This is a genomic window from Granulicella sibirica, from assembly GCF_004115155.1.
Classification (GTDB): Bacteria; Acidobacteriota; Terriglobia; order Terriglobales; family Acidobacteriaceae; genus Edaphobacter; species Edaphobacter sibiricus.
In genome coordinates this window covers 154,142-179,514 of record NZ_RDSM01000005.1, presented here as the reverse complement: position 1 = coordinate 179,514, position 25,373 = coordinate 154,142, and the positions used below count along the sequence as shown (strand labels likewise).

Here is a 25,373-nt window from a genome sequence, read left to right as displayed (position 1 = left end):
ACGGTGTAGCCGGGTGTGATAATCTCAAATTCCTCAGCGCGTGCAAAATATGAGGCTACCTTGGCACTGTGGATGATGTTCTTGCTGGGGAGGCAAGCGCTCGTCGGCGTTCATGCCGCCGTTTCCGATCTCGAGCATGTCGGGGTAGTTCCAGTGGCCGGGTCGAGTGTAGGAAGAGATGGCGACTTGGCTGAAGCCAATCTTATCCATGCAATCCCAGGTGTCGCGGATGTCACCGGTGGTGCGCCAGACGTTGCCGCCCACGCGAGTTCCCCAGGTCCAGACATCGGTCATCTCTCCTGGAGCAGCCTACCCGCGGGCTTTTCCGGCCCGAAGATCACCGTGAGCGATTTCTAGAACCATAAGCCCATTGCCGTGAACAGTGAGAAAGACACCGAGCCCGTTCCCGCTCACGGGGTTCGCCTCCTTCGCATCGAAGCGACTCACTAGATCATGTGACGAGGGAAAGCAGCGCCGCAACGCCAAGCGGTGTGCGGGACTGCTTTCCTTTCGGTAAGGTTGGGCTAACAGCAAGCGCCTGTCGCTGCCCTTCGAACCACACGAGAAACGAGGAGCGATCTGCTTCGGGAAGGCGCTGCTGGTTGATCCACTGATAGTAAGCGGCCATGTCGCCATCGATCAGTGAACCCTCCGGATCAAGCTGCGGTGTACTCTCATCGCCCGCCAGCAGCTCGTTCATAGGCCGCTGGCGCTGCCGTGGCGCAAACCGCACCAGAAGGGTCAGCGGCTCAGCTCGCCGGAGTACTTCGCGTGCGGTCCACTGTGCAAAGGTCGTGCTGAAAATCTGCGTACCGGAACCTTCAGTCAGCACCTTGATCTGGAATCGATCCACTATCGAATCGTCTTTCAGCCCTAATGCAGCTGGGGACAGACGCGCCAGGCTATCCCGAAGCTCTTCCGGACCCATGCCGGGCCTGTTCACCTGCTTTTGGATGTACTTGAACAACAGCGTCCGCGTATCTGCCAGCTTTCCATAGGCCACTCCGGTTACCGCTCCACTATGCTCGAGCGGAAGTCCTCCGTCGACGTACCAGTGCGCGTAAGGAACAGGATGCTGCTGCGCACGCGCCTCGACGGCAGCCACCAGGCCCGACAGACCGACTGAAGGGTCGATATTGGTGAATAAAGTCCCATGCTGACGAAGGTTCTGAAACAAGTCTGGCTGGTGCGGCGAGGCTCCCTGCCCGATGACGGCAATGCCCAGGCGAGAGGTTGGAAGAGCTGGTGATACGACCGCTGTTTGCAAACGATTCCCATATGCGATTGCCGCATCATGGAACGCACTCATCTGATGCGTTCGCCACAAATAAGCAGAGAGCAACTCGGTAAAGTCCAGAGGACGTTCGCACCAGGCGAAGGAAGTCTGATCTTCACTAAGTTTGATCTGTGAGAAAGCAGCAAAACACCTCGCCAGATCTACGGCAGAGAGCGACTCGAGATAGTTCAACTCCCGATCGATCCTTGTGCGTTCTACCGGGAATTTGTAGTCATATTCAATGAGTTCCCGGAGCAGGCTTGGTAGAAACGCGAGTGGCAGTTGCCGCAGCAGAACAAGGTGTGCCGACGCAAGCGCACGGGCCAGGGACGGGTAATTCGCGAATTGCGATGTGGTAAGGGTTGCGGGCAGCATGGCTTATAACAGCTCCGTGATCGGCTTACCATGCGACAGCGTGGGGGAGAACCCCATGATGGATCCAAGCGTCGGAACCAGATCGATGGACTCAATCGGACGATCGTAAACCACTCCCTGACGCACGCCCGCGCCCAGCACCATCATCCATGTGGTGCGCGATGCGGTATCACCGGTACGGTGATGCTGAAAGCCATTTCCCCCCGCCTCCATATCTGCATCGCGGCCGAAATCGGGAAGGATAAACATCGTGGTATTTCCTGCGTACTCCGGATCTGCCTGTACCGCCTGCCACACCTCGCCGCACAGCCGATCCGTCCGGCGAATGGCATCCACATAGAGCGAGTAGGCTCCGGAGTGCGCGATATCCACATCATGAAGCGTGAGCCACAGCATGCTCGGCGACTGTTTCCGCATTAGCTGCCGCACAATGTAAACCGAAAGCTCATCAGGACTGGCGGCCGTCCGCGCATGCGTCAAAAAGTCATCAAGCGAAAGCTTCAGGATCGAATCCAGCTGGTGACGCTCTACGTCGCCGTCGGCATCGCTGCCCGCGAGGTGCGGCGTATAAAGCGGAGACTCGTAGTTGTCCCGTAGAAGATGGCCTAGATCTCCCAGGCCACTGCCTGACGAAGCGGCCTGGAGCAGGTGCTTCGGGAGAATAACCTGAGCCCCCATCCCGGGGCCGTATCCCCGCGCTTCACTCTCGCCGATGCGGCTAAAACCATTGCTTGGGGCCACCACCCACGCATTCGACATGGGCCTCTTCAGATCCTTGCGAAAGTACTCGAAGACCGTTGGATGTTCGGGTGGTACCGAAGAAAAGTTGTTCAGCGTCTCGTACACACCTGTAGCCAGGCTCGCTGTCGCTACGTAATGCCCAAGAATTCCCTTATTCATCACATGGGTAAAAAAGGTGGACTGTGGTGCCAGTTCCCGGAGCATATGGGGAATGTTCCGCTGACCCTCAGGTGCAAACGTCTCCTGGTCGCGAGCGCCACCGCCAAAGGTGATCACGATGACCTTACGTTTCTTCGCTACCGACTGCCCACGCAGAAAAGGGCTTCCACCCGCCAATGCAGACCCCAGCAGCAACCCCGAGGCATCGCGCAGAAACTCCCGCCTGCTGCGCGAGAGCGTGGCGGCAATCTCGGCAGGAGATGCCGCGTGGCTTGATTGAAAGGGGTAATACATGGCCCGCCTCTTCTATAAAACGAGAAAGCGGACGTCCCCGCAAGGGAGCTTCCACGTTCCTCCACTTCGTTGATTCTAGTAGTACAACTTCAGAGCGAACTGGATCTGCCGCGGATCGTACGGTGCATCGCGGGTTGATCCGATCTGCCCAAAGGTAGAGCTGTTGAAGTTGAGCGAGTTCCCGATGGCCGTGACCCCGTTGCCGCCGAAGCCCGGAGCACTGAAGTTGGGGTGGTTGAGGATGTTGAAGAACTCCGTGCGGAACTGCAGACGGTAGCGCTCCGTAAAGGCAAAGTCTTTGAAGAGTGAGAAGTCCAGACGGTGGAAGCCGGGCCCGGGAGCAGTTCCGGGCTTTCCGCCGAGTGCGGCGAGTCCGGTGAGCGGAACGCAGCCAGCCGGCGAATTGACGATCGGCACAGGGTTTGCGGCGGTGCCACCTATCAGGCATGGCTGTTGAAATGCTGCCGGGTTGTTGAAGAAGAAAGGCTTTATGGAGGAAGTTGCCCCGCTGGTAACTGTCCTCAACTGGATGCCGCGCTTTTGATCCTGTCCAGGAGTAAGCAGCGAGATGCAGCCGGTGCCCGTGGTGGTACCGCTTGGACATGAGATGGTAATTGGCTGGCCACCCTGCAATGTCACGAGGTAGTTCAGGCTGTATCCGCCAAAGACGGCATTCTTCAGCCTGGAGTTCGCCAGAAACTTCTTCCCCTTGCCGAGCGGAAGTTCATACCCGCCGCTAAAGTGGAGGACGTTGCGAATGTCAAACGCGGCGGGACCCCAGTCAAATGCGGTACCGCCACCTGGGATATACGGTGCGCGGTATCCTCCGAGGCTGCCACCGTTCAACAGATCGTTGGCATCCGTCAGCGTCTTCGACCAGGTGTAGGTCAGCAGGAAGTAAGCTCCGTTACTCATCCGCTGCTCCAGCTTGGTCTGCAGGCCGTTGTAGATGCTCGAACCCTGATTCACCTGGTAACTGCCTCCGACGGCAAAGTCGCGGAACGGCACATAGCTCGGATTGGTCGCGCTTATCGGCAAGTTCCTGTTACCCGTGAGACTAAGGTTCGCAGGAAGAATTTGCGAGGGGCGATTATCCCCAGGTCCCACTTGCAGATTGGCCGCATGCGTGTACACATACGCCACCGTGGCCGACATATTTCTTGTAATTCCGTACTGCACACTCAGGTTCGAGCTGATCGTATTCGGCGTTTTGAAGTTGAACTGCAGACCCTGCAGGCCGATTCCGGTACCCTGAACGGCAAGCGGCGTAAAGGCGGCGCAGGTCAGACCCACTTCGAGCGTCGCGCTCCCTCCCGGACCGGCTGAGGCGCATGTGCCGTAGGGATTGACGCCCGTCGCGAAGGGTGCGCTGTCCGTAGTGCCCGTAAAGGTGTAGCTGTAGGAGAACGGATAGTTGCGCCCGATATTTGGTCCGTATCCCGCATTCTCGAACGAGTTGAAGAAGTACCCGATGCCGGCCCGGAGTGCCAGGCGGCTGTTCGGAGCGTACGAAAAGCCAAAGCGAGGAGCGAAGTTGTTCTTCGACACCTTGCCGACGCCCTGACCGTACGCATCTGTCGAGAGCAGGGTGATCCCATCCTTCGCAAGGAGATCCAGGAAGCCATTCCCGTTCAGGCTTGGGTTGTTCGCAGTGGAGCTAAGAGCACGAGGCGTCTTGCCCGAAGCAGGGATAAGGAACGTTGGCGCATTCAGCGGGCCACCGTACTGGATAAAGTTTGCCTGTGCGCCATTGGTCTCGCTGATCGGCCCGAAGAAGTCATAACGCATGCCTATGTTCACCGTCAGCTTTGGAGTGAACTTGATGTCATCCTGGAGGTACCCGGCGTAATAGGAACGCTTGTCGTACGTCTTGGCAATGCTGGATGCTTGCACCTGGTTCGAGCCGCCGACGAAGCCGATCCCTCCGGGCACCGTTGCAGCCGTTGGGGTCAGCAGTAACTGTGCGCGACCAGTCTGATCGCCTGTCGTGCCCGGGAGCCCGGCGTAGTTACCGGAGAACGATATCTCTCCACGTCCGAAAGGTGGCTGCAGTGTATTGAAGTGCACGTCTTGATACTCAAATCCAGCCTTGATGCTGTTGCGGCCGATCACCTTGCTGAAATCGTTGACAAACTGATACGTCTGGCTGATCTCATCGGAGGGCAGATAGTCGCTGCTTCCGATATTGTTGAGGCCCGAGATAATGATGGCGGGCAGACCGCCGTTCGAATTGCCTTGCGGTACACCCTGAATGCCATACTGCGCCGGGATGCCCGAAGTGCTGCCGAGGGTGCCTGTACGTGTCGTGTGCAGGTGGTTCGCCCCGACGCGAGCCACGTTGACCATACTGCCACTAAAGACGTGGGTATAGGCAACAACTCCCTGTTCGGAGCGAGCCGTCTGGATTCCCTGCTGGAACCCGCCACCGTCCGCGACACCACCAAAGATACTGGGGATAAAGTTCGGATCGTCCACGAAGCTGACACGCCCGAAGATCTGGTTCGCCGAATTGACGTTGTAGTCAATGCGCGTATCGAACGCATTGCGATGCTCGTACAGCGCTGGGCTGTTGGTGTAGTTGGAGGTAAAGTTACCTGTCGTGGGTGTGGGGTATAGGCTCAGCAGTTTGACTGCATTCGGGTCGATGCGGCTGGTGGGAAGCTGGTTGAGCGTGCAGCCCACGAAACTGTTGCTGCTCGCAGCGCAATTCGTGTTGATCGGATCGCGAACAAACCCTGTCTGAGTCGCCGCTCTCCCGGAGGCCTGATCAAGCGCACCGGCCGTGGTGGCTCGCGTCGTCGCCGGATCAAGGATGGTCCCAAACGGAACGGTCCGACCGAGAGTATCGGTCCGCGGAGCACCCGACTGCCCTGTGATGAGGTCCCCAAGGTTGGTAAATCCACTGTTACGCTCGGAAAGCGTAGGCACCGTGCCGGTCAACACAGTTCCCTGAACACGCCGCAACCCCTCATAGTCTCCGAAGAAAAATAGCTTGTTCTTGAGAATCGGGCCGCCTATCGATGCGCCAAATTGGTTTTGCCGCAGCTTTCCCTTCTTTGTCCCGTTGTTATTCTCGAACCAGTCCGCAGCATCCAGCTTGTCGTTGCGAAAGAACTCCCACACCGCGCCGTGGAACTGGTTCGTCCCGCTCTTGATGGTGGCGTTCAGCACCGCGCCGGCTGATCGGCCAAGTTCCGCACTGAAGTCCGCGGTCTGCACCTTGAACTCCGAGATCGCATCGACTGGCGGCAGAATCACGTAGTTGGTTCCATTGAGAAAGTCCGCCGCATTGGAGTTATTGTCGATGCCGTCCAGCAGATAGTTGTTTTGCGCTGACTGCAGCCCGTTCGCGGTAAACGCACCGGAAGCAGCGTTTCCACGCGTGTCATTCTGCGAAACGTTGACGCCGGCGCTCAACTGCGCCAGAAAGGTAAAGTTGCGACCATTCAGGGGAAGCGACTCGGTAGTATGCTCGTCGATCACCTGCCCAACCGAAGACTCATCGGTCTGTAATTGCGGCGGAGCAGTCGAGACCGTCACTTCCGTTCCGGTCGCGCCTACCTGTAGTGTGACATTTACTTGTAACTGTTGACCCACGGCAACCGTCAAGGCCTGCTGCGTTGTCGTTGAAAACCCAGGAGCCGCTACGGTCACAGTGTAGTTACCGATACGTACTGGAGAAAACGTATAGTCTCCGGTCGACGTTGATTTGGTCTCTACCGTAATCCCCTGATCGGTGTTTCTCAGCGTCACGGCCGCTCCAGGCACAACCGCACCCGTGGAATCCTGGACGACGCCCGTAATGGAACCCTGGTCAACCTGCGCGTGAATGGCCGATGGCGTGAAAAAGCTGAAAAACACTGCCGTGACAAGCAGCAACGCTGCCCATCCTGAACACCTGAACTTCGCTCGCATCATAGCCATCCCTGCCTCCACGAAGTGAATCATCCGTGCTGCCGCCGGTATCCTGGTGCCCCGATCCGGTCTTGAAACGGGGGCTAGAAACCGATCCATTCGGTTACCGATAACTTCTTCTCTTTTTGCGCAACCTAGCGTAGGACCGAGGACCGCTTTCTGTCAAATGAAGTATTGTCAAATGAAGTATTTAGCTCGGAAAATATCCCGCACACCCAACTTGGCGCTTCGGTGGCATCGTCGCAGGGCTAATGCCCTTTGTTTATAGTGGGTGGCTGGACCGAAAGGGCTAGATCGTCGGGTCAGGTTAGAGCATGGCAGGAACAAACGACGCTATCTACAGGCTGAACCGCAGATCGCTCATCAAGCAGCTTGGTTTGGCTCCTTTGCTGTTACGCCCTGCCGCCTTCTCGGCTTTGGCTGGACGTGCCCCGCACATGGATTCTTATCAGGGTGGCCCGCAGCCGTTCAGCGATGTGCGTTATCTTCCCCAGTATCCTGTTCGGTCTCCACTCGAAGATGTCCTGCGCCTTGTCAGGCCCGGTTCTGATGCATACCCAACCGAGGAATACGCCGCTCAAATCGAAGCCATCCTCGCGGTCTGGGGACGAAGCATGCAAGCGGGTGACCTCCAGGCAATCGTTAAGGACTTTGCACCCCGCCTTGAAGCATCGCCTCTTACGTTCGTCAACCAGACAAAGCTTCGTGACAAACACGGCGTAGCCTGCTTCAAGCGCTCTTTCGGTCCCGTGCAGACAATGGGCGCGCATGTACTGGCAACGTCGCTCCGTGAGTGGATTGGGGTGGGCACCCATTTGCAGCAGGTTGAGTTTCAGCTCACCTCACTGGAAGAGCACGTCGGTGATCCCCGCATGCTCCTAACATCCATCCGCTACAACCTGACCATAGAGAAAGAGGACCGTAGCCGTGAACAACGCGTTGGATCCTGGCGTGTGATCTGGTCTGACCAAAAGACTGCGGCCTCTGAAACGAAATGGATCACCACGCGCCTCGAAGCTTCCACAGAGTCGGCAGCCCTCGTTCGCGGCGGGGGGTTCGTGGACGTCTCGCACAATGCGCTTGGAGCAAACGCTTCCTATGGGCAGCAGCTTCGTAACGGCTCGGACTACTGGCGCACCGTCCTGGACGGAGCCAGCGGGATCGACGTGTATGGAAACAACGGGGTCGCAGTGGGCGACTACAACAACGATGGCTTCGATGACCTGTACGTCTCACAGCCAGCCGGACTGCCGAATCGTCTGTACCGGAACCGTGGCGACGGCACGTTTGAGGACGTGACGGAAAAGGCCGGGGTCGGCGTGCTCGACAATACGGCCTGTGCCCTCTTCGCCGACTTCCGCAATATCGGCCTTCAGGATCTGCTCGTAGTCTGCGGCAGCGGTCCTCTGCTCTTCCTCAACCAGGGTGACGAAACCTTCAGGCTCAAGCCGGACGCCTTCCGCTTCCTGCACCCTCCCCAGGGTACCTTTACCCATGCTGCCGTCTCTGACTACGACCGCGACGGCCGCCTCGATATCTATTTCTGCCTTTACAGCTACTACCTGGGGCTTGACCAGTACCACTATCCAACTCCTTACTTCGACGCTCGCAATGGTCCACCTAATTTCCTCATGCATAACGAGGGCGACGGGACCTTCACGGACCGCACCGAAGCCGCGGGCCTGAACCGGGAGAACGATCGGTACAGCTTTGCCTGTGCCTGGCAGGAAAATGCGGGCAACTCTCCCGACCTGTATGTCGTGAACGATTTCGGTCGCAACAACCTCTACCGCAACAAGGGGAACGGCACCTTCGAGGCGGTATCGGCCGCCGCCCATGTGCAGGATGTTGGTGCGGGCATGAGTGCCGCGTGGGCCGACTACGCCAACACGGGCCGTCCCGGGATCTACGCGGCGAACATGTGGTCCGCCGCAGGGCAGCGCGTCTCCCAACTGCAACCCTTTCACTCCTCCTCAACGCCTGCCGTCCGCGAACTCTACCAGCGACACGCGCGCGGGAATGCTCTCTATCGCAGCGAACCTGACGGCGCTTTCACGAACGTCAGCGAAGAGGCTGGCGTCGAGATGGGCCGCTGGGCCTGGGGATCGGACTTTTTCGACTTCGACCGCGACGGTCACGCCGACCTCTACGTGACCAACGGCTACATCACCGCTCCCCAAACACCATCCGCTCCGACCAGCGATCTCGACAGTTTCTTCTGGCGGCAGGTGGTAGGGAGATCTCCCGATGATGCCAGCCCTTCCCTCGCCTACGAGCGCGGCTGGAATGCCCTGAACGAACTCATCCGCACCGACAGCTCCTGGAGCGGTCACGAACGCAACGTAGCACTCGCCAACAACGGCGACGGCACCTTCACCGAAGTCTCAGGCCCCCTCGGCCTGGACTTCCTCGAAGACGGCCGCTCCTTCGCCCTCTCCGACCTCGACGGCGATGGCCGCCTCGAAATCATCCTCAAGAACCGCAACGGACCCCAGATCCGCATCCTTCACAACAATATGGAGCACCTCGGCGACGCCATCGCCTTCCGCCTTCGTGGCACCCACTCCAACCGCGACGCCATCGGTACCGTGATCACCCTCCACTGCGGAGACCTCGTGCAGACCCGCTCCCTCCAGGCTGGCTCCGGCTTCCTCTCCCAGCACACGAAGGAACTGTTCTTCGGTCTGGGCAACGGCACCGAACCCATCCATGCGAACATCCGCTGGCCCAGCGGCGAGAGCCAGCAATTCCACGATCTTCCTCGTAACACCCGCATCCAGATCGTCGAAGCCGATCCCTCACCCAGGGTCACTCCATTCGCCCCGACCGCGGAGACCTACACCCATCCGAGCCAGCCAGTCGAGGGTCAGACGATCCCAACCACGATCGCAACCTGGCTTCTCGATCCCCTCAAAGCACCTGCATTCACGCTGCCCAACCAGCAAGGCATTCAGACCTCCCTCGATACCTTCGCCGGTCGTCCCGTTCTGCTCCACCTCTGGTCCACCGCCAATCCAACCTGGCAAACCGAGCTTCGCACCCTCGACACCATCCCGCCAGCTACGCTCACCGTCCTCGCCCTCAACCTCGGCGACCCTGCCCCAGAGCAGCACATGCGCTTTCACATGCTCAAGGCAACGGCTGAGGTCGGCGGCATCTACAACATCGTCTTCCGTTACCTCTTCGACCGCCGCACCAACCTGCCCCTTCCCACCTCCTTTCTACTGGATGTCCACAGCATGATCGTCCGGATCTACCAGGGTCCAATCAACCCGCAGGACCTTCTCGCCGATCTCCGCCTGATTCCCACAACAACCGCCGCACGCACAGCCCTTGCGCTTCCCTTTCCCGGCACCCTCTATCAGGGCTCATTCCACCGCAACGACTTCACCTTCGGCGTAGCCATGTTTCAGCACGGGTACCTGGACCAGGCTGCCGCCTCCTTCCAGCAGGTCATCGCCGACCGCCCCAACGACGCCGAAGCCCATTACAACCTTGGCACCCTCAGCCTCCGCCGCAACGACTTCCCAAGCGCCCGGCAACACCTGAAGCAAACCCTTGTACTGAAGCCCGACTACCCCGAGGCCTGGAACAACCTCGGTATGATGGCCGCCCAGGAGGGCCAGACCCAGGAAGCCCACGAAAACTTCAATAAGTCCCTTGCGCTCCGCCCGAACTACCCCACCGCCCTGCTTAACCTTGGAAACCTCTACCGCCACGAGCGCAACTTCCCGGAAGCTCAGACCTACCTCACCCGCGCCCTTGCCCTCCAACCCGACGATCCGGAGACCGACTACAGCCTTGGCATGCTCTTCGCCCAACAGTCCCTGTTCCCCGCAGCCGAGGAGTACCTCCAGAAAGCGATCGCTCTACGGCCCGACTACCCCGAAGCCCTCAACAACCTCGGCGTCCTCTACGTCCGCCAGGGCGACAACGCAAGGGGCGAGCAGCAGTTCCTCACGTGCATGAGGCTGAGCCCCGCATACGAAGGGACCTACCTCAATCTGGGCAGCCTTTACCTGACCCAGGGCGACAAGCCGAGAGCCCGCAAAGTCATTCAGGATCTGCTCCGACTGAACCCCCAGAGCTCAGCTGCCAAAAAGGCGCTGCAAACCCTTGACGAGTGATTCATTGGTCTGACCTGTGGTGGAATATCTTCCTTAAAATTGGTGTGAAATGTAACCTATTATGTTTCTTGCTGCAATCGTCGTGTTCTAAAGGGGTTACGGGTTGACGATGGAAATTTCCCAATGTTTCACCAGAAGGTTTTTGTGGTGCAGAACGTGGGGCGAAGTATGGAAGAGCTGGACAGCGGTGTGGTATCCGGAAGTGGTCTGTTTTGGCTTCGATACCGGTAGTCACCGACAGGCACCAGTCCGGGAGCCGCCAGCCGCCGCCGTATAATCGCCCCGTATGCTGCTCCCCCGCCGCCACTTCCTTGGTTCATCCCTCCTCCTCCTCGGGAACACGCTTACCGAAGCCCTGGCCACTCCGCTCCACCGCTGGACCGACCCAGCCCTCCTCCAGACCATCAAAGCCCCCACACCCCCAGTCCAGTTTGTCGACGTAGCCAGGCAGGCAGGCCTCACCATCCCTAACGTCTGGGGGGGCATTGATCACAAGCGATCCATCATCGAAGCCAAGGGCAGCGGCCTTGCTTTCTACGATTTCGACCATGACGGCTGGCTCGATATCTATCTCACAAACGGCAACCGCCTCGGCACCGAGTGGCCAACCGGCAAAGCCCCCACCGCCCACCTTTACAAGAACAACCGCGATGGCACCTTCACCGACATCACGGAAGGATCCGGCCTCGGAATCACCGGCTGGCAGACCGGCGTCTGTGTCGGCGACTACAACAACGATGGCCTCGACGACCTGTTCTGCTGCTTCTGGGGTCAGAACCGCCTCATGCGCAATCACGGAGACGGCACGTTCACCGACGTGACCAAACAAGCCGGTCTTCTTCAGGACCGCGTCCGCTGGGGAGCTGGCTGCACGTTCCTCGACTACAACCGCGACGGCCACCTCGACCTCTTCGTCTGCAACTACCTCAAACTCGACCCCAGCGAGATCCCCCCCGCCGCCGACACCCACTTCTGCCAGTGGAAGGGTGTTCCCATCCTGTGCGGCCCGCGCGGCCTGCCCGCCGACACGAACCTCCTCTATCGCAACAACGGGGACGGAACCTTTACCGATGTCTCGGAGAAGTCCGGGATTCTCAAGCCGGGTCCGCGCTACTCCATCACCGCCGTCAGCTATGACTTCGACAACGACGGCTGGCCCGATATCTACATCGCTGTCGACTCACAGCCAAGTATCCTTTTCAGGAACAACCACGATGGCACCTTCACCGACATCGCCGTCGCAGCGGGCTGCGCCTACTCTGAGGGCGGTCGCGAACAGGCAGGCATGGGAGTTGCCGTCGGCGACTACGACTGCGACGGCAACTTCGACATCTTCAAGACCAACTTCGCCGACGACACCAGCAACCTTTACCACAACGACGGGAAAGCCTCATTCACGGACCTCACTACAGACGCCGGGACCAGCGTCAACGACCAGTTCGTCGCGTGGGGCTGCGGCTTTCTCGATATCGACAATGACGGCTGGCAGGACATCATGCAGGTCAACGGGCATGTCTATCCGGAGATAGACAGCTACCACTTCAATCAAACCTTCAAGAACCCCCGCCTTGTTTACCGCAACCTGGGAAACGGACGCTTCAAGGATGTGTCCGCCCAGATGGGTCCGGGCATCGCCCAGCGTTTCTCGAGCCGCGGCGCGGCGTTCGGCGACTACGACAACGACGGCGGCATGGACGCTCTCATCCTTAACATGAACGACGTGCCATCTCTCTTACGAAACACCGGCGTCGCGTCCGGCAACTGGATCAAGCTCAAACTGATCGGCACCCATTGCAACCGCACAGCGATTGGCGCCCGCGCCCGCGTGACGACCGGCAAACACACGCAGATGGATGAGGTCCACAGCGGCACCAGCGTCATGTCGCAGTCCGACCTCCGCCTTCACTTTGGACTCGGCCAGGCGGGCTTCGCCGATACGATCGAAATCATCTGGCCCACCACCGGCAAATCAGAAAAGTTCACCCACATCAAGGCCAATCAGATTCTCACCATCCGCGAAGGCCAGGGCATCATCGCGACGGTTCCCGGCAGCCCGCGAAAGCCCGCCTAACGTCACTTCGTATGTGTATCCCCGGACGTTACAAGGAACTGCTTTACCTCGCGCCGTTCCCGCTCGACCGCCTCTGCTTTGTCCTTGACCAGTTCCTCATGCCGCGCAAACTCAACTCTTGCTCTCTCTGAATTACCCGCGCGGTCATATAACACTCCCAGCCGATAATGCGCCTCCGCCAATGAAGCATCGGCCTTGATCGCCCGCTCAAACTCCGCCTGCGCACCCGCATTGTCTCGCCGTGCGAGGGCCAGGATTCCAAGTTGCAGATACCCCTCGGCGAACTGCGGGTTCAACGCAACCGCCTTTCGCAGCAGATCCGCCGCACGCCCCTGCTCCCCGGGTTCCCTGCCCTTTATAAGGATCATCGCCTCGTAGTAATTCGCATCCGCATCCTCGGGACGCATGCTGACAAATCGCTTCAGCTTTTTACCCACGCAAGCCGCGGGCGAAGGCGATGCAAGCCCCACCTTCCCAAGAAAAACGTACGTCTCGCGGTTCGCAGGATCGAGGTCGGAAGCCTCGCACAGCCGCTCGGCCGCCTCATCGTATCTGGCGCCGCCGAATAAAGCTGCCCCTTGTCCCATCTTCAGCCGTTGCGACTCCGGGTGCAGTTGAGCTCCCCTGGAAAATACCTCCACGGCCTGCCAGATCGCTCGATGCACCAGAAGCTCCGACCCCCACGCAAAGTAATTCGCCTCACTTGGCTCAAGCGCGGTTGCCCGTTCGTCCTCTCGCGCTGCAGCGAGCGGATCGCCCAACCGCTCATCCAGATCCCCAGCCAGTGCGTGGTAGGCCGCTCGATCCTCTTTCTCCAGCGCCCGCATCACATGCTGCCGCGCCCTCGCAAAGTCTCCCTCACCCCGGCACGCCAGGGCCGCGTTATATTCATCCGGAGCCGATCCACCGTGAAGCCGGGACGCTGTTTCGAGAAAGCCGGAGGCTTCTGCATACCGCGTGGCCTGCAGATAAAAGTCCCCCAACGCCCGGTTAGCAGCATAGCTCTCCGGCTGAGCGGTGACTGCCTCGCGCAGGGCAACTTCCTTCGCGCCCTCTTCCCTCTTCGAGCCCGGACCCCTCTCTGGCGCTGAGTTCTTCAACGCCGCCGTCTGCCGGGCGATCTCTTCACTCGTACGCAACGTCGCGTCAGAGCCGTGCCCTCCGACCGCCGTCCAGTCAGTGATTCCCGCCACGGTGAAGTTTGGCTTATCCGCAAAATCCATCGCGGCCTGTGCCCCGGCACCTGTCTTCACCACGATTCGCAGACCCTCTCTCGGCTCTGCGACTGCCAACTCTGCGACTGCCAACTCTCCATGCCGGTGATCGACGGTATCCGCGCTCAGGACATAGCGGGTTTGCGGCGGCGACTTCAGTTCGAACGAGCCGGAGGCGTCCGTAGTAACGGTCACGTCGTCCGTTGCCTGTTCACGCAGTTTCACCTCGGCACCTGCTGCCGGCTTGCCATCCAGGCCCACCACCTTACCCGTCAGCAGAATCGCTGTGGGCGCCTGCCCAACGAGGAGAGCGCTCCTCATGGGGATCGCGAACGCGAGGACGAGTAGAGGCAGGATGACGCATCGTCGCTTCTTGTCGGCCTCGTGTGTGGTGCACTTTAGTCCCAAAAGTGCTGACATTCGAATCATCGACCACATGGTACTTCATCCGTCGGGCATTGCTTCCATCGGTGGCTCGGCGAAAAGAATTTCGTGCCATCGTTCTCATAGAACTCGACCACGCTGTCAATCGAATTTCCGGCTGCAAGTCCGAGCGATGAGTCCCCAAGCCGATGTCTCGGCATACAGATCCATGTTGCTATTGTTGGATGGGGCAGCGACATCTTGGCCTTGCAGAGCTACGACATTGTTATTGCTTTTGCGCCTCAGTTCCACCAGACATGAGACAGCATTATCAGATGCAAGAAGTCCCGGCCTTTAGTATTGACAAGCGGTTGTCGCGCTCGAGTTCTCCATAACTCCTATCCAGCCATTTACATGCTCGACAAGCGCTCGGAAAAGCACGCCAGGCTCATAGCCCGATCAGATCGGCTGCCTGTAAATAAGAATTGACCTGCTGACTGTGTTCCGGTATCTTTTTGCTCGTTCCCGCAGCCCCAAGATGACGGTTCTGTGTCCACGATCATATCTGCTGTCCAATTGCATGCGCCATTCGCGCCATTTTCCGTTCACTTCGGGCTATGGAGATCCGTCGTGAGGTCGGCTTGTACGCTGCAACGCTTCGATCCGCAGCTACAAAACTAATTGCTCTACGGGTAACTTATGTTTTGCATCGATAACTCGCTGACTTATATAGCTGGGCGTGGCGACAGAGTATTCACTATGCTGATGCCACCCTCGCGCCTCTTAGACTGCAGCCAGACAGAACGGCGAGTTCACGCAGCATGGCGGGCTATCTAGCTCCTAAACTCCTTGAAGTAGCTCGGTTTGCCCTCACTCAGCACGATTTCAAACTGCATGCTCTTGCAGGAAGTATCTATCAACCCGAGGCCAAGCAGATATCACCGTTTACGAAGGGGGGAAAATGTCCGATTCGAGAATCGCTGAAGAGTCATCGACCATCCACGCACAGACGCAGTCCCAGGAAGATAACCCCGACTCATCTGCACCGGCTGGCGGTTCGCCCAATGATTTCCTGTCCTACAAGCGTATCGAACTCGGCTGCGTCACAGACCTCAAACGCATCATCGATCTCTCCGTAAAAACTAAGATTAATCCCTCGATCGTGGACCTTACTCGCGAGGTGCTCAGCCGCATCGAGAACAAACGCTTCCTCATCGCTGTCGTCGGTGAATTCAAGCGTGGCAAGAGCACTTTCATCAACGCGTTGCTCGGCAAGAATATCCTGCCGTCGGACGTAGAGCCCTGCTCCGCCACCTTGAATCGCGTCACCTACGCGCTTCGACCCTCAGTCACCATCCACTACAAGGCCGAGCCCGGAGAACAGGCTCGCACCGAAGAAATCGACATCACCCAGCTTTCCGAATACGTTACCAAGCTGACCCCGCAGTCCGAATCGAATGCCGCCCAGGTGGAAGAAGCCATCGTCCATTACCCCACCGAGTACTGCCGCAACAATGTCGACATTATCGACACCCCGGGGCTGAACGATGACGACACAATGACCGCCGTGACTATGTCCGTCCTGCCCAAGGTCGACGCCGCCATACTGGTCATCATGCCAGAAGCTCCTTTCGACCACTACGAAGGCGAGTTCCTCACCCGCCATTTGCTGCTCAACGATCTCGGCCGCGTCCTCTTTGTGGTCAACGCCATGGATCGCCTGCGCTCCCCGCGCGATCGCGAAAAAATTGTCAAGGTGATTGAAAAGCGCATCACCGATGCCGTTGACATGCGCCTCAGGGAGCAGTTTGACCCTGCGAGCGAAGACTTCAAGCGCTATCGCCAGCAGATCGGTAACCCCACTGTCTTTCCGCTCTCCTCCGCCCTGGCACTCGAGGCCCAAGAGAGCGATAACAAGAAGCTGATGGAAGAGAGCCGCTTCTCCGAGTTCACGTCCGCGCTTGAAAAGTTCCTCACTCACGGTCGCGGCACCATAGAACTCCAGGTCATCGCGAATCGCATCCTCGCCACGAGTGAAGAGATCGTCAAGAAATTGAATATCGAGTTCGGTGCCATCAGCATGGCTCAGCATGAGTTTCAGGCCAAGTACGAACAGGCCGTCGCGGAACTCGAAAGCCTTCGTAGCCGCCGTGATGCCGAGATCCGTAAAATCGATAATGCCAAATTCCGCACGCAGCAGCGCCTGCTACCCATGGTCGCCCGCCTTGGCGACGATCTCGCTGCGGCCGCTGGAGAGGTCATCGACGCAACCCATCCGACCTCAGACGATCTCACCAAGGACAAGCTACCCGCCTTCACCGAAGACCTGAACAAGCGCATCAGCAGCGCCGTTAAGCTGCGCGTCCTTCGCTCCTCGGAAGCACTTCAGCTCGAAATCGAACGGGATTTCCAGGTTGAGATCGAGCGTCTTAAGGATTTCGCTGTTAACGTTGGAGAGACCCTCGGCGGCATCGAGCAGCAGTTCGGCACCGTGCAGCTTGATCCATCCGAACAGGCCACGCGCGGCAATGAGGCCATCGTCGCCGCCATCTCCGTCTTCACCGGCTTCGGGGGGATATGGTCAGGCTATCGCGAAGCCGGCTTTAAGGGCGCGGCTGTCGGAGGAGTCGCCAGTGTCGGAACCTTTTTCGTCGGCGGCCTCCTCCTCGGAGCGATCAGTCTTCCTCTCTCGCTTCCCATCATGATCGGCCTCGGGCTCATCTCGATCTTCACCGGAGGCAAGATGGCGCGCTGGGCCTTCAGCGAGGACCGCGCCGAGCGCTTCATGACCCGCTACCGCAAGGAGATCCTCCAGCGCATCGACGAGGAGGTCAGGAGCCGCAACCTCTCCCACTCTGTTGACGAAAATAACGAGAACCTTTTCGCGACCCTCAAGGACCGCCTCATTGGCGAGCTCAGCCGCTCCATCGACCAGACCCAGGCTACCCTCGACGGCCTCCGCGACAACCGCGCCCGCAATGAGGTTCTCGACCAGCGCAGCCGCCAGGAATCCGAAGAGATTCGTGATGAGGTCATCGCTATCCGCAGCAAGGCTCTCCGGCTCTCCAACCAACTGGCCGAGATTACCCATGTCTAAGCTCCAGACTCTCGATCCCACTCTCGATGTCAGTCTGGATTTCGCCACGTTCGCCCGGGAACGAGACCGCAATCTTTCTGCCCACACTGGTCCCGGAGGTGTCGCCGACTACGCCTATGGCCTTGACTACTCCCTCCGCCAGAAGATCGCCTCCATCGGCGCCGCTCGCCAGTTCGTGCGCTCGATTGCCGCCGCAACGGAGCCCATCCAGAAACACATCCACGCCATGGAAATGGTGGCGGTCGGCCCCCGCCAGTTCCCCCACCTCCATGCCATTGGCGAGAACTGCGCCCGCCGCCTCGGCATCGGCATCCCCCGCATCTACATCATGGCTTCACCGGAGCTCTCCGCCTACACCATCGCCACTGATGACGTCGCCCCGATGCTTGTTCTCTCGTCCGAACTCGTTGAAAAGCTCACCGAGCCCGAGCTCCTCTTCGTCGTTGGCCACGAGTGCGGCCACGTCCACAACCTGCATGGAGCCTACAATACCGCCGTCCAGAATCTCACCAATCCGCTCGCCCGCCTCATCTGCCAGAAGATGGTCGGGCTTGGCGTGGCCTACGACGTCATCTCCACCCTCGGTCAGGCCAGGCTAGTCACTGGCGTTGTCGCTGGTGCGCTGCGCATGTTCTTCCTATCCTGGAGCCGAGCTGCTGAGGTCACCTGCGACCGCGCCGGGCTCATCTGCTGCGGCGACTTCCCGATCGCCCAGACCGCTCTTGCCAGCCTTGCTACCGGCGGAGCTGCATCGCTTCGCGGCATCAACGTCGATGCCTACACCGACCAGCTCAACCAGACCCGCGAGTCCCCTGTTCGCTTCCTGGAGTGGTTCGCGACCCACCCCGTCCTCCCGAAGCGCATTGAGGCCCTCAAGGTCTTCACGCAATGCGATCTCCTCTATCAGTGGAGGCCGGACCTTGGCAGGCCCTCCGAATTGAAGTCGAAAGCTGAAACCGACAGCATCGCCGCCGGCCTGCTCGGCAACTGAAGACAACACGCGCAGACTTCCGCTTCAAGCCCTTGCCCAGAACGATTGAGAGAGAGCACCTTAGACGATCAGAGAGGATGAGCTCTTGACCAAACCTCTTGTCTTTCTTAGCTACAGCCGAAAGGACATCGCGGAAAAGAACGAGCTCGCCACGCAGCTCAAGGTTTGCGGCGACTCCTTTGAGCTCTGGGTCGACGACCACCTTCATCACGGCGAAGAATGGCAACCCGAGATCCTCGACCACATCGACAGATCGTCTATGGCCATTCTTCTCATCACCGCAGACTTCCTCAACTCGAAGTTCATCCTCGACGTCGAGTTGCCGGCCATCTTCAAACGCCGCGATGCCCACCAACTCACGGTCCTCCCCATCATCGCCAAAAGCTGTGCCTGGCAGAGCGTCCCCTGGCTCAGGAAGCTGCAAGTGGCAGTGGGCGAAAAGAAGCCTGTCTGGGCCGGCGATGGGCCGCAGATCCTCGGGCAACTCACCGAAATTGCCTCTCGGGCTGCTGCACTCGCCGCATGCCAGCCACCCGGCGAAAAAAGCTCATCCCCAACACCTTCTTCGGGGACCATTTACTACGAGCCTGAAGCACAGCGGAAGGAGTTCCTTGAACTCCTCAAGCGCTTTTCCGAATCCATCCAGAGCCAGTCGATGGAGCGCGTCTTCGGTCGCGATACTCTCCACCGCTGGCGTCGCCATGAGGAGCAGATCTGCGACCGCCTCAACCGCGAGTTCACTCTCGCCGTTATCGGTCCATTTAAGCGTGGCAAATCCACGCTGATCAACGGGCTCCTCCAGCAGGAGGTTGTCACCTCGGATGTCGCCCCGGAGACCATCACGATCAACGAAATCCGTTTCGGACCTCAGCTCAGAATCGAAGCTCACCTTCCAGGCGGCGGCCGCCTCGGCCTTAACCCGGACCAGCTCAAGCATGAAAATCTTGCCCCACTCCTCGCAAGGCTCCCCGCCGAGCCCACCCACCTGGACCTCCGTGTTCCCATCGACTGGCTCCGCGGCTTCCGTATCGTCGACACTCCTGGCACTGGCGATGCCCTCGAGCGCTTTGAAGCTCGGATTCAGGAGTACCTGTTTCACGCCGACGCTGTTCTCGTCGTCCTCTCCGCCCTCGACCCCCTTCCGGAATCCGAGCGCGCCTTTCTCAAGCTCGCTGTCCTCCCCCAGGACTTCGGCAAGATGACCTTCGTGGTCAACATGCTGGACAAGCTCCGCGACGAGCAGGATGTCTCCAGCATCATGAACAACCTCAACCGCCGCGTCGCCCAGCTCTTTCCCGACGCCACCGTTCTCGGGGTCAGCGCCTTTGATGAGTTCGCTCGCCTGAACAACGAGCCACGTCCACGGCCCGAGCGGGCGGAGTCCCTCGCCGCCCGCTTCGTCCAGCTCCGCGCCCACCTGCAGGAGTCCGTCCTGCGTGACCGGGAGCTCGTCCAGCTCGACCGCGCCGCTGACGGCCTCGCAAAGCTCATCCAGACAGTGTCTCGCCACGCCGACCAGCTCACCCGCTCCATGGAGATGGAGAGGACTCATCTCGAATCCGCTATTACAGTCTGCGAAGACCCGGCCTCGCCCCTGCACGCGGAGCTCAAAGAACACTCCCAACGGGTTCACAGCTTCATTCTCGACCTCGCCGCAGAGGCTCAGGGCTGGATCGACGGCTTCATCAACCGCCTCGAACAAAGCGCCCGTAGCCTCGCCACGGTCAGCTCGTCCGACCTCCAGCGCCACTTCCCCTTCTTCCTGGCCGACGGCCTCCGCACGGCCCTCAACCGCTGCCTAGACGCTCACCGGCCACTGATCCTCAGTGAACTCGCCGGCGCAGCCAACTGCCCGCTTTCCCTCGACGGAGACCACGCAGCGACCGGACCGGCCCTGCGCAGGCCCTTCGACGAAACCAGCAGCGTCAGCCACACTGCAGAGCCCGGCGTCGCCGTTGACGACTCCCTCTGGGAGCGAGTGGACGTCTCCAGCTTGCTCTTCGATCTCACGCAGATACAAGTTTTCGGCATCACCGGCAGTCTCTTGCGACAGTTTGAGAGCAAGAGCCGCGAGCGCGAGAAGTCCCTCCTCTTTCAGCAGCGTTTCCTGAACGCCGTCCCGGAGCTTCGCCGCTCTCTCCGCGCCAGGATGGACGAGATCTACGCTGGCATCGCCGACCGCGTCGCGCAGGAGCTTGAAGCCCGCCAGCAGGAACGTGTTGACACTTCGCTCGACGCCCTCCGCCAGGGTCGTCTGCTCACGGCCAGAGACGACACATCATGGCAGCGTGAAACTCTTCAATCCATCCCAACTCTCGTCGCAGAGGCGGGCGGCAGGCTTGCCGCTCTTCAGGACCGCCTCTGGCCGGAGGCAAAGGATCCCGCAGCATGAGTCTCTACGAAGCCAGCCTGTACCTTGACCGTCTCCATGAGCTCGCAGACTCGCTCCAGATGGAAAGCCTAGCCGCCGCGATCGACGCCGCCTCGGACGCCGAGCCGAATGCCCAGGCCGCCCAGATCCGCTCTGCCTGTCTCTCCATCAGCAAATATCTGACTCGACCCCCTTCCCCCATCCACGGGTCAGCCGAATCCTGGCAGCGCTTCGCCTCCATCCTCCGTCAGCTTGAGCTCATGAACCGCCGCGAGATGGCGGACTTCGATCGTGCAGCGGCCGCAGCCTGTGAGGCCGCCCGGCAGAAGATCGAATCTCTGCCTCTGCTCTGGCAGCGTGCTGCCATAAGGTCGATTGCGGACTTCCGCCTCTCGCCGGCCGACCTCAGCTCACCTGCGCCGGACCCCTCCTCACGCCTCCATCGTCAGCTGATGGAGGCATTCCGCAACGCATCCGCCTCCCTCGCTCGCGAGCTCTACGCGAGCCTACTGCCTGCCCTCCTCGAAGAGCTTGGCAAATCTCTCGCGCTCTTCTTGACCTGCGATGAACTGGTCCGCGCCGTTCAGCAGAAACCCAGTACCGGAGAGATGACTGGCATGCTCCTCGACCGCGCCACTCGCCTGGAGGAGCAGTTACTCGAGCAAGTAGGTGTCTACTCTGAGCCCGCCGCCGAAACGGAACCTCCATTTCCTTTACTCCTGGAGCTCACCACCATTCTCCAGGCCCCGATCGCTCCCGCTCTACGCAAGTTCCGCGTAGACGTCCCGGGCAAACCCGCAGCTCCCGGCGCCGATCGCTCCAACGCCTTCCGGCAGGCCTCCCTTGCCGCCACCTTCGCCCTCATCGACGAAGCTTGGGAGATCCAACGAGCAGTCACCGTCCAACATGTGTTCAACTTTATCAGCGGCCGCTATACCGTCTTCAAACTCGAGATCGACGCCTGGTTTGCGGATCAGCACACCCTACTCGCAGAGACCTCCGGCATAATCGCATCCGGCGGCCTCCAGAACGACGCAATTCGCTTCGAGGTCGAGGCCATAGCTCTGCGCGCCGAAGCGCTTTCCCAAGCTAAATGAGCCATCCTTCCCTTCTCACCCACCGTCAAGCGGAGTTCGCCCTCGTCGCGGACCTTGATCGCCTCCAGGCTCTTGCCGCCACCATCGGCATGCCGGACCTAGCTGCCCGCACGGCAGAGATGCGCGACCGCATCACGACGCATAAGTTCATCATCGCCGTGGTCGGCGAGTTCAAACGCGGCAAGAGCACCTTCATCAATGCCCTTCTTGGCAAGGACATCCTCCCCGCTGACATTGCGCCCGCCTCCGCCACCATCAATCGCATCACGTATGGACTCGTACCGAGCGCCAGCGTCATCTTTCGTGGTGCCACGGAGGAACAGGCCATCGACATCGCTCGCCTGGAACATTACGTCACCAAGCTCACACCCGAAGCGGAGGCCATGGCCGCCACCGTCGAGCAAGCCAACGTGTACTACCCCATTCCATTCTGCAAGCAAAACATCGACATCATCGACACTCCCGGCCTCTCCGACGAGATCGCTATGAGCGAGGTTACTTTTCGCCTCCTGCCCCGTGTTGACGCCGCAGTCTTCGTTCTCATGGCGACCGCGCCCTTCTCTCAGACCGAAGCTTCCTTCCTCGAATTGGCCATGACCCAGTACGGCCTGCGCAGCTTCCTCTTCGTCGTCACCGGCATCGACAAGATCCGCACGCCCGGCGAGCGGGAACGCATCCTGGCCGTGGTCACCTCTCGCATCGAAGACACGGTCGCACGTTTCGTCGCGACGCTCTTTCCCGACGAGCACGCCCGCGCAGACTTCCTGCGCACCGCCAAGACGCGCGTCTTCGCTGTATCCGGCTACGATGCCCTGCAGGCAAAAATGAACGGAGACGAAGCTGCTCTTCAACGCAGCGGCCTGCCCGTCTTTGAAAGCGCCCTTGAAGACTTCCTCTCTTCAGAGAGCGGCCTTGTCTCACTCCGTCTCGCTGCCGAGCGTATAAACGGCTTCGCCGTGGAACTCACCCAGGAGCTCAACTCCCGCCTCAACGCCGCCTTATTGCCCATTGGCGAATCCTTCGAAGACGACGCGCCGCACATCCTGCGATCCCTCCAGTGGCTCATCGCCGATTCTCGCACCCGCATTGAAGAGCAGCGCGTCCACGCCTCCATCACGCTGCGTACTCTGATCACAGCTTTTCCTAGAGAGTTTGAGCGCGTCGCCGAGGAAACGTACCCCTCGCTGAACCTCGGCGTACAGCACTTGGAAATCCCCGCGCTCTCGTCTTATCTTCGCGCACTCGCTGATCACCTCAAGACAGAGTTCGATGAAGCTATTGAGTCGGCTGCTTCATCGCTCTTATCCACGCTTGGTAAAGGACTGTCCCCGGTCATCTCCAATTTGTCTCTTTTCATCAGCATCTTCGACCGTGTCATGCTTCACCTCTCCCTTGGTTTCGAAGCCTCTTTGGCCCCTGCGCCGCCTTCACCCGCGCCAACGATGGCCAGCAGGCTCGGCCTCGACGCAGGACTCGAAGCTCCCGAAACGGAAATCATCTTTGCCAACCTGTTTCCCGATGAAGAAGAGGCTGAACGCTGTTCTGCTTTCACGCAATCGCTGATGTTTTCCATAGATTGGGCCGACGATGTCAGCATCACCCCCCAAGCTCCCTATGGGCCCAACTTTACCCGCTCCGTCACCGACCAGCTCCGCCTGAACAATCTCAGAGGACTGGTCCGGACCGCCTTCAGTGAGGCTACCGCGGTTTATTGGCAGAGATGTCTCCCGGCTCACCGCGCGTCTCTCAACATCCTGATCTCCCATTACTACGCAGTCCTCGACCACCAGTTCCTGCTTGCCCTTACCGAAGTCGACCATCAGCTCGCCCTCGCCAACTCCGCGCGCGAGCGCCGTGCCAACTCCCGCCTTGCCGACCAGGAGCGCTTTACCCGCTTCTCGACCGAGATGTTATCGATGCGGCAGCGCCTGCAGGATATGCAATGCTCGATCAATGCAATCTGATCGTCTACTTAGTCCTCGACGGCATGCTTCTCAGCAGGCCCCGATTCCAGGCATAGGGCCAAAGGCTCGCTACCTGAGATTCTTACTCCCGGCGCTTCGATGACGCCGGATCGAAAGGGTAGATAGATGCCCTACGTCCCGGGCTTTGACTACGATATCTTCATTAGCTACGCCGGTGACGATTACGACTCGCGATGGATCAGTTCGTCAGAGGGCTTGCCTGTTCTACAACATCTCCTATGGCGCATGTTCGAGGAGTGTTAGCAGAAGCCATCAGATGGTTCGGCGATGGCTACTCCAGCTGAGAGAATATGGAGGCTTTGAACACGGCGAACGCAGGTGGCATATCTCTTGACGCTTACAAGCGTGTCGGCGAATTTGAGTATGCGATCAACCAGACCGCTTGCTGGTGCACCGGAGACGTACGAGGAGACTGTAAGCTTCGTTAGGAAGCACCTGAAGAACCAGGATGGACCGTTGGTTTGATTGGGTGAAGAATGGAGCCATTCTCCGCCAGCTTTAGCCGCCCTTGTGGTGTTCAATAAGTATGAAGGCATAAGAGATGACAAGCCCGGAGCTTTGTTGAAAACTAAATCCGATACAGTCGCAGCGCCAGCCAGTCCTATACCGCTCCTGGCTTTTGAGCACGCGAGTAAGCGATACACCAATGCAGACGAACTTGTCCGCGCCCTCGACGATGTTTCTCTTGAGATTGGATCGGGTCGTTTCGTCGCGCTAATGGGTCGCAGCGGCTGTGGCAAGTCCACCCTTCTTCACTTGGCGGGCGCTCTGGACTTCCCCACCTCGGGCCGTGTATGGCTGGATGGGATTGCGACCGATACCTTGGATGAGGCGGGTCTCACCAGGCTGCGTCGTGAGAAAATCGGCTTCGTTTTTCAGTCGTTTCAACTGCTGAACACACTGAGCGTTCTTGAAAACGTTGAGGTTCCTCTCCTCCTGGCTGGCGAGAGGAAAGCTCACCACAAAGCGATGGCGCGGCTCTCCGACGTTGGCCTTGCCGACTACGCCCACCGCATGATTCATCAGCTTTCCGGCGGACAGATGCAACGCGTCGCCATCGCCCGGGCTTTGGTTCACGATCCACGTATCGTTCTTGCCGATGAACCTACAGGCAATCTCGACACCTCGACCGGCAATGTCATTCTCGAGTTGTTGCAGCGCATCTGCTCGCAACAGCAGGTCACGGTCCTCATGGCCACGCACAGCACAGAGGCCTCATCGGTGGCTGACACCATCGTGCACATGCGTGACGGTCGTGTTGTGTCTGAAGGCGAAAACGTAGAAGAGAGACCGTGAG

The 25,373-nt window shown here is 59.4% G+C and carries 13 protein-coding genes; 8 read left to right on the top strand and 5 right to left on the bottom strand.

The window, feature by feature from the left end:
• Positions 1-33 precede the first annotated feature (33 nt).
• The 4 genes from GRAN_RS23225 to GRAN_RS23210 all read right to left on the bottom strand — a co-directional run bounded on the left by GRAN_RS23225 (position 34) and on the right by GRAN_RS23210 (position 6,769).
• Positions 34-294, bottom strand: a complete 261-nt coding sequence (locus tag GRAN_RS23225) for a hypothetical protein (protein WP_241655120.1) — start codon at positions 292-294, stop codon at positions 34-36.
• 157 nt (positions 295-451) lie between these two features.
• Entirely contained in the window at positions 452-1,651 is a 1,200-nt protein-coding gene (locus GRAN_RS23220; RefSeq protein ID WP_128915457.1) for a hypothetical protein, read from the bottom strand.
• Positions 1,652-1,654: 3 nt separating this feature from the next.
• Positions 1,655-2,845, bottom strand: a complete 1,191-nt coding sequence (locus tag GRAN_RS23215; protein ID WP_128915456.1) for an alkaline phosphatase family protein — start codon at positions 2,843-2,845, stop codon at positions 1,655-1,657.
• 75 nt (positions 2,846-2,920) lie between these two features.
• A complete protein-coding gene (locus GRAN_RS23210; RefSeq protein ID WP_241655119.1) occupies positions 2,921-6,769 on the bottom strand; it encodes a TonB-dependent receptor in 3,849 nt (1,282 codons plus the stop codon).
• 305 nt (positions 6,770-7,074) lie between these two features.
• On the opposite strand from GRAN_RS23210, the gene GRAN_RS23205 reads away from it, so the two are divergent.
• Entirely contained in the window at positions 7,075-10,887 is a 3,813-nt protein-coding gene (locus GRAN_RS23205) for an FG-GAP-like repeat-containing protein (protein WP_128915455.1), read from the top strand.
• A gap of 286 nt (positions 10,888-11,173) precedes the next feature.
• Positions 11,174-12,958, top strand: a complete 1,785-nt coding sequence (locus GRAN_RS23200; RefSeq protein ID WP_128915454.1) for a CRTAC1 family protein — start codon at positions 11,174-11,176, stop codon at positions 12,956-12,958.
• A 2-nt stretch (positions 12,959-12,960) separates the two neighbouring features.
• On the opposite strand, the gene GRAN_RS23195 is transcribed toward GRAN_RS23200, so the two are convergent.
• A complete protein-coding gene (locus GRAN_RS23195) occupies positions 12,961-14,592 on the bottom strand; it encodes a tetratricopeptide repeat protein (protein WP_161571133.1) in 1,632 nt (543 codons plus the stop codon).
• A gap of 904 nt (positions 14,593-15,496) precedes the next feature.
• Here GRAN_RS23195 and GRAN_RS23190 point away from each other — a divergent pair.
• From GRAN_RS23190 to GRAN_RS23165, 6 genes are all read left to right on the top strand, one after another.
• On the top strand, positions 15,497-17,632 hold the full coding sequence (locus GRAN_RS23190) for a dynamin family protein (protein WP_128915452.1): 2,136 nt from the start codon (positions 15,497-15,499) through the stop codon (positions 17,630-17,632).
• Positions 17,625-18,623, top strand: coding sequence for a M48 family metallopeptidase (locus GRAN_RS23185; protein WP_161571132.1), 999 nt, complete (start codon positions 17,625-17,627; stop codon positions 18,621-18,623). The genes GRAN_RS23190 and GRAN_RS23185 overlap by 8 nt, the downstream gene beginning before the upstream one ends.
• An 85-nt stretch (positions 18,624-18,708) precedes the next feature.
• Positions 18,709-21,015, top strand: a complete 2,307-nt coding sequence (locus tag GRAN_RS23180; protein ID WP_128915450.1) for a dynamin family protein — start codon at positions 18,709-18,711, stop codon at positions 21,013-21,015.
• On the top strand, positions 21,012-22,091 hold the full coding sequence (locus tag GRAN_RS23175) for a hypothetical protein (protein WP_128915449.1): 1,080 nt from the start codon (positions 21,012-21,014) through the stop codon (positions 22,089-22,091). Before GRAN_RS23180 ends, GRAN_RS23175 begins: the two co-directional genes overlap by 4 nt.
• Positions 22,088-24,055 carry a dynamin family protein gene (locus tag GRAN_RS23170; protein WP_128915448.1) on the top strand — a complete coding sequence of 656 codons (1,968 nt, stop codon included), beginning with the start codon at positions 22,088-22,090 and terminating at the stop codon, positions 24,053-24,055. Before GRAN_RS23175 ends, GRAN_RS23170 begins: the two co-directional genes overlap by 4 nt.
• Positions 24,056-24,541: 486 nt before the next feature.
• A complete protein-coding gene (locus GRAN_RS23165) occupies positions 24,542-25,372 on the top strand; it encodes an ABC transporter ATP-binding protein (RefSeq protein ID WP_206662836.1) in 831 nt (276 codons plus the stop codon).
• Position 25,373 lies beyond the last annotated feature (1 nt).

What these genes read in the sequence shown, in the direction of transcription:
- GRAN_RS23225 (WP_241655120.1), bottom strand. Translation starts at nt 294, where the DNA reads ATGACCGATGTCTGGACCTGGGGAACTCGCGTGGGCGGCAACGTCTGG.
- GRAN_RS23220 (WP_128915457.1), bottom strand. Translation starts at nt 1,651, where the DNA reads ATGCTGCCCGCAACCCTTACCACATCGCAATTCGCGAATTACCCGTCC.
- GRAN_RS23215 (WP_128915456.1), bottom strand. Translation starts at nt 2,845, where the DNA reads ATGTATTACCCCTTTCAATCAAGCCACGCGGCATCTCCTGCCGAGATT.
- GRAN_RS23210 (WP_241655119.1), bottom strand. Translation starts at nt 6,769, where the DNA reads ATGGCTATGATGCGAGCGAAGTTCAGGTGTTCAGGATGGGCAGCGTTG.
- GRAN_RS23205 (WP_128915455.1), top strand. Translation starts at nt 7,075, where the DNA reads ATGGCAGGAACAAACGACGCTATCTACAGGCTGAACCGCAGATCGCTC.
- GRAN_RS23200 (WP_128915454.1), top strand. Translation starts at nt 11,174, where the DNA reads ATGCTGCTCCCCCGCCGCCACTTCCTTGGTTCATCCCTCCTCCTCCTC.
- GRAN_RS23195 (WP_161571133.1), bottom strand. Translation starts at nt 14,592, where the DNA reads ATGTCAGCACTTTTGGGACTAAAGTGCACCACACACGAGGCCGACAAG.
- GRAN_RS23190 (WP_128915452.1), top strand. Translation starts at nt 15,497, where the DNA reads ATGTCCGATTCGAGAATCGCTGAAGAGTCATCGACCATCCACGCACAG.
- GRAN_RS23185 (WP_161571132.1), top strand. Translation starts at nt 17,625, where the DNA reads ATGTCTAAGCTCCAGACTCTCGATCCCACTCTCGATGTCAGTCTGGAT.
- GRAN_RS23175 (WP_128915449.1), top strand. Translation starts at nt 21,012, where the DNA reads ATGAGTCTCTACGAAGCCAGCCTGTACCTTGACCGTCTCCATGAGCTC.
- GRAN_RS23170 (WP_128915448.1), top strand. Translation starts at nt 22,088, where the DNA reads ATGAGCCATCCTTCCCTTCTCACCCACCGTCAAGCGGAGTTCGCCCTC.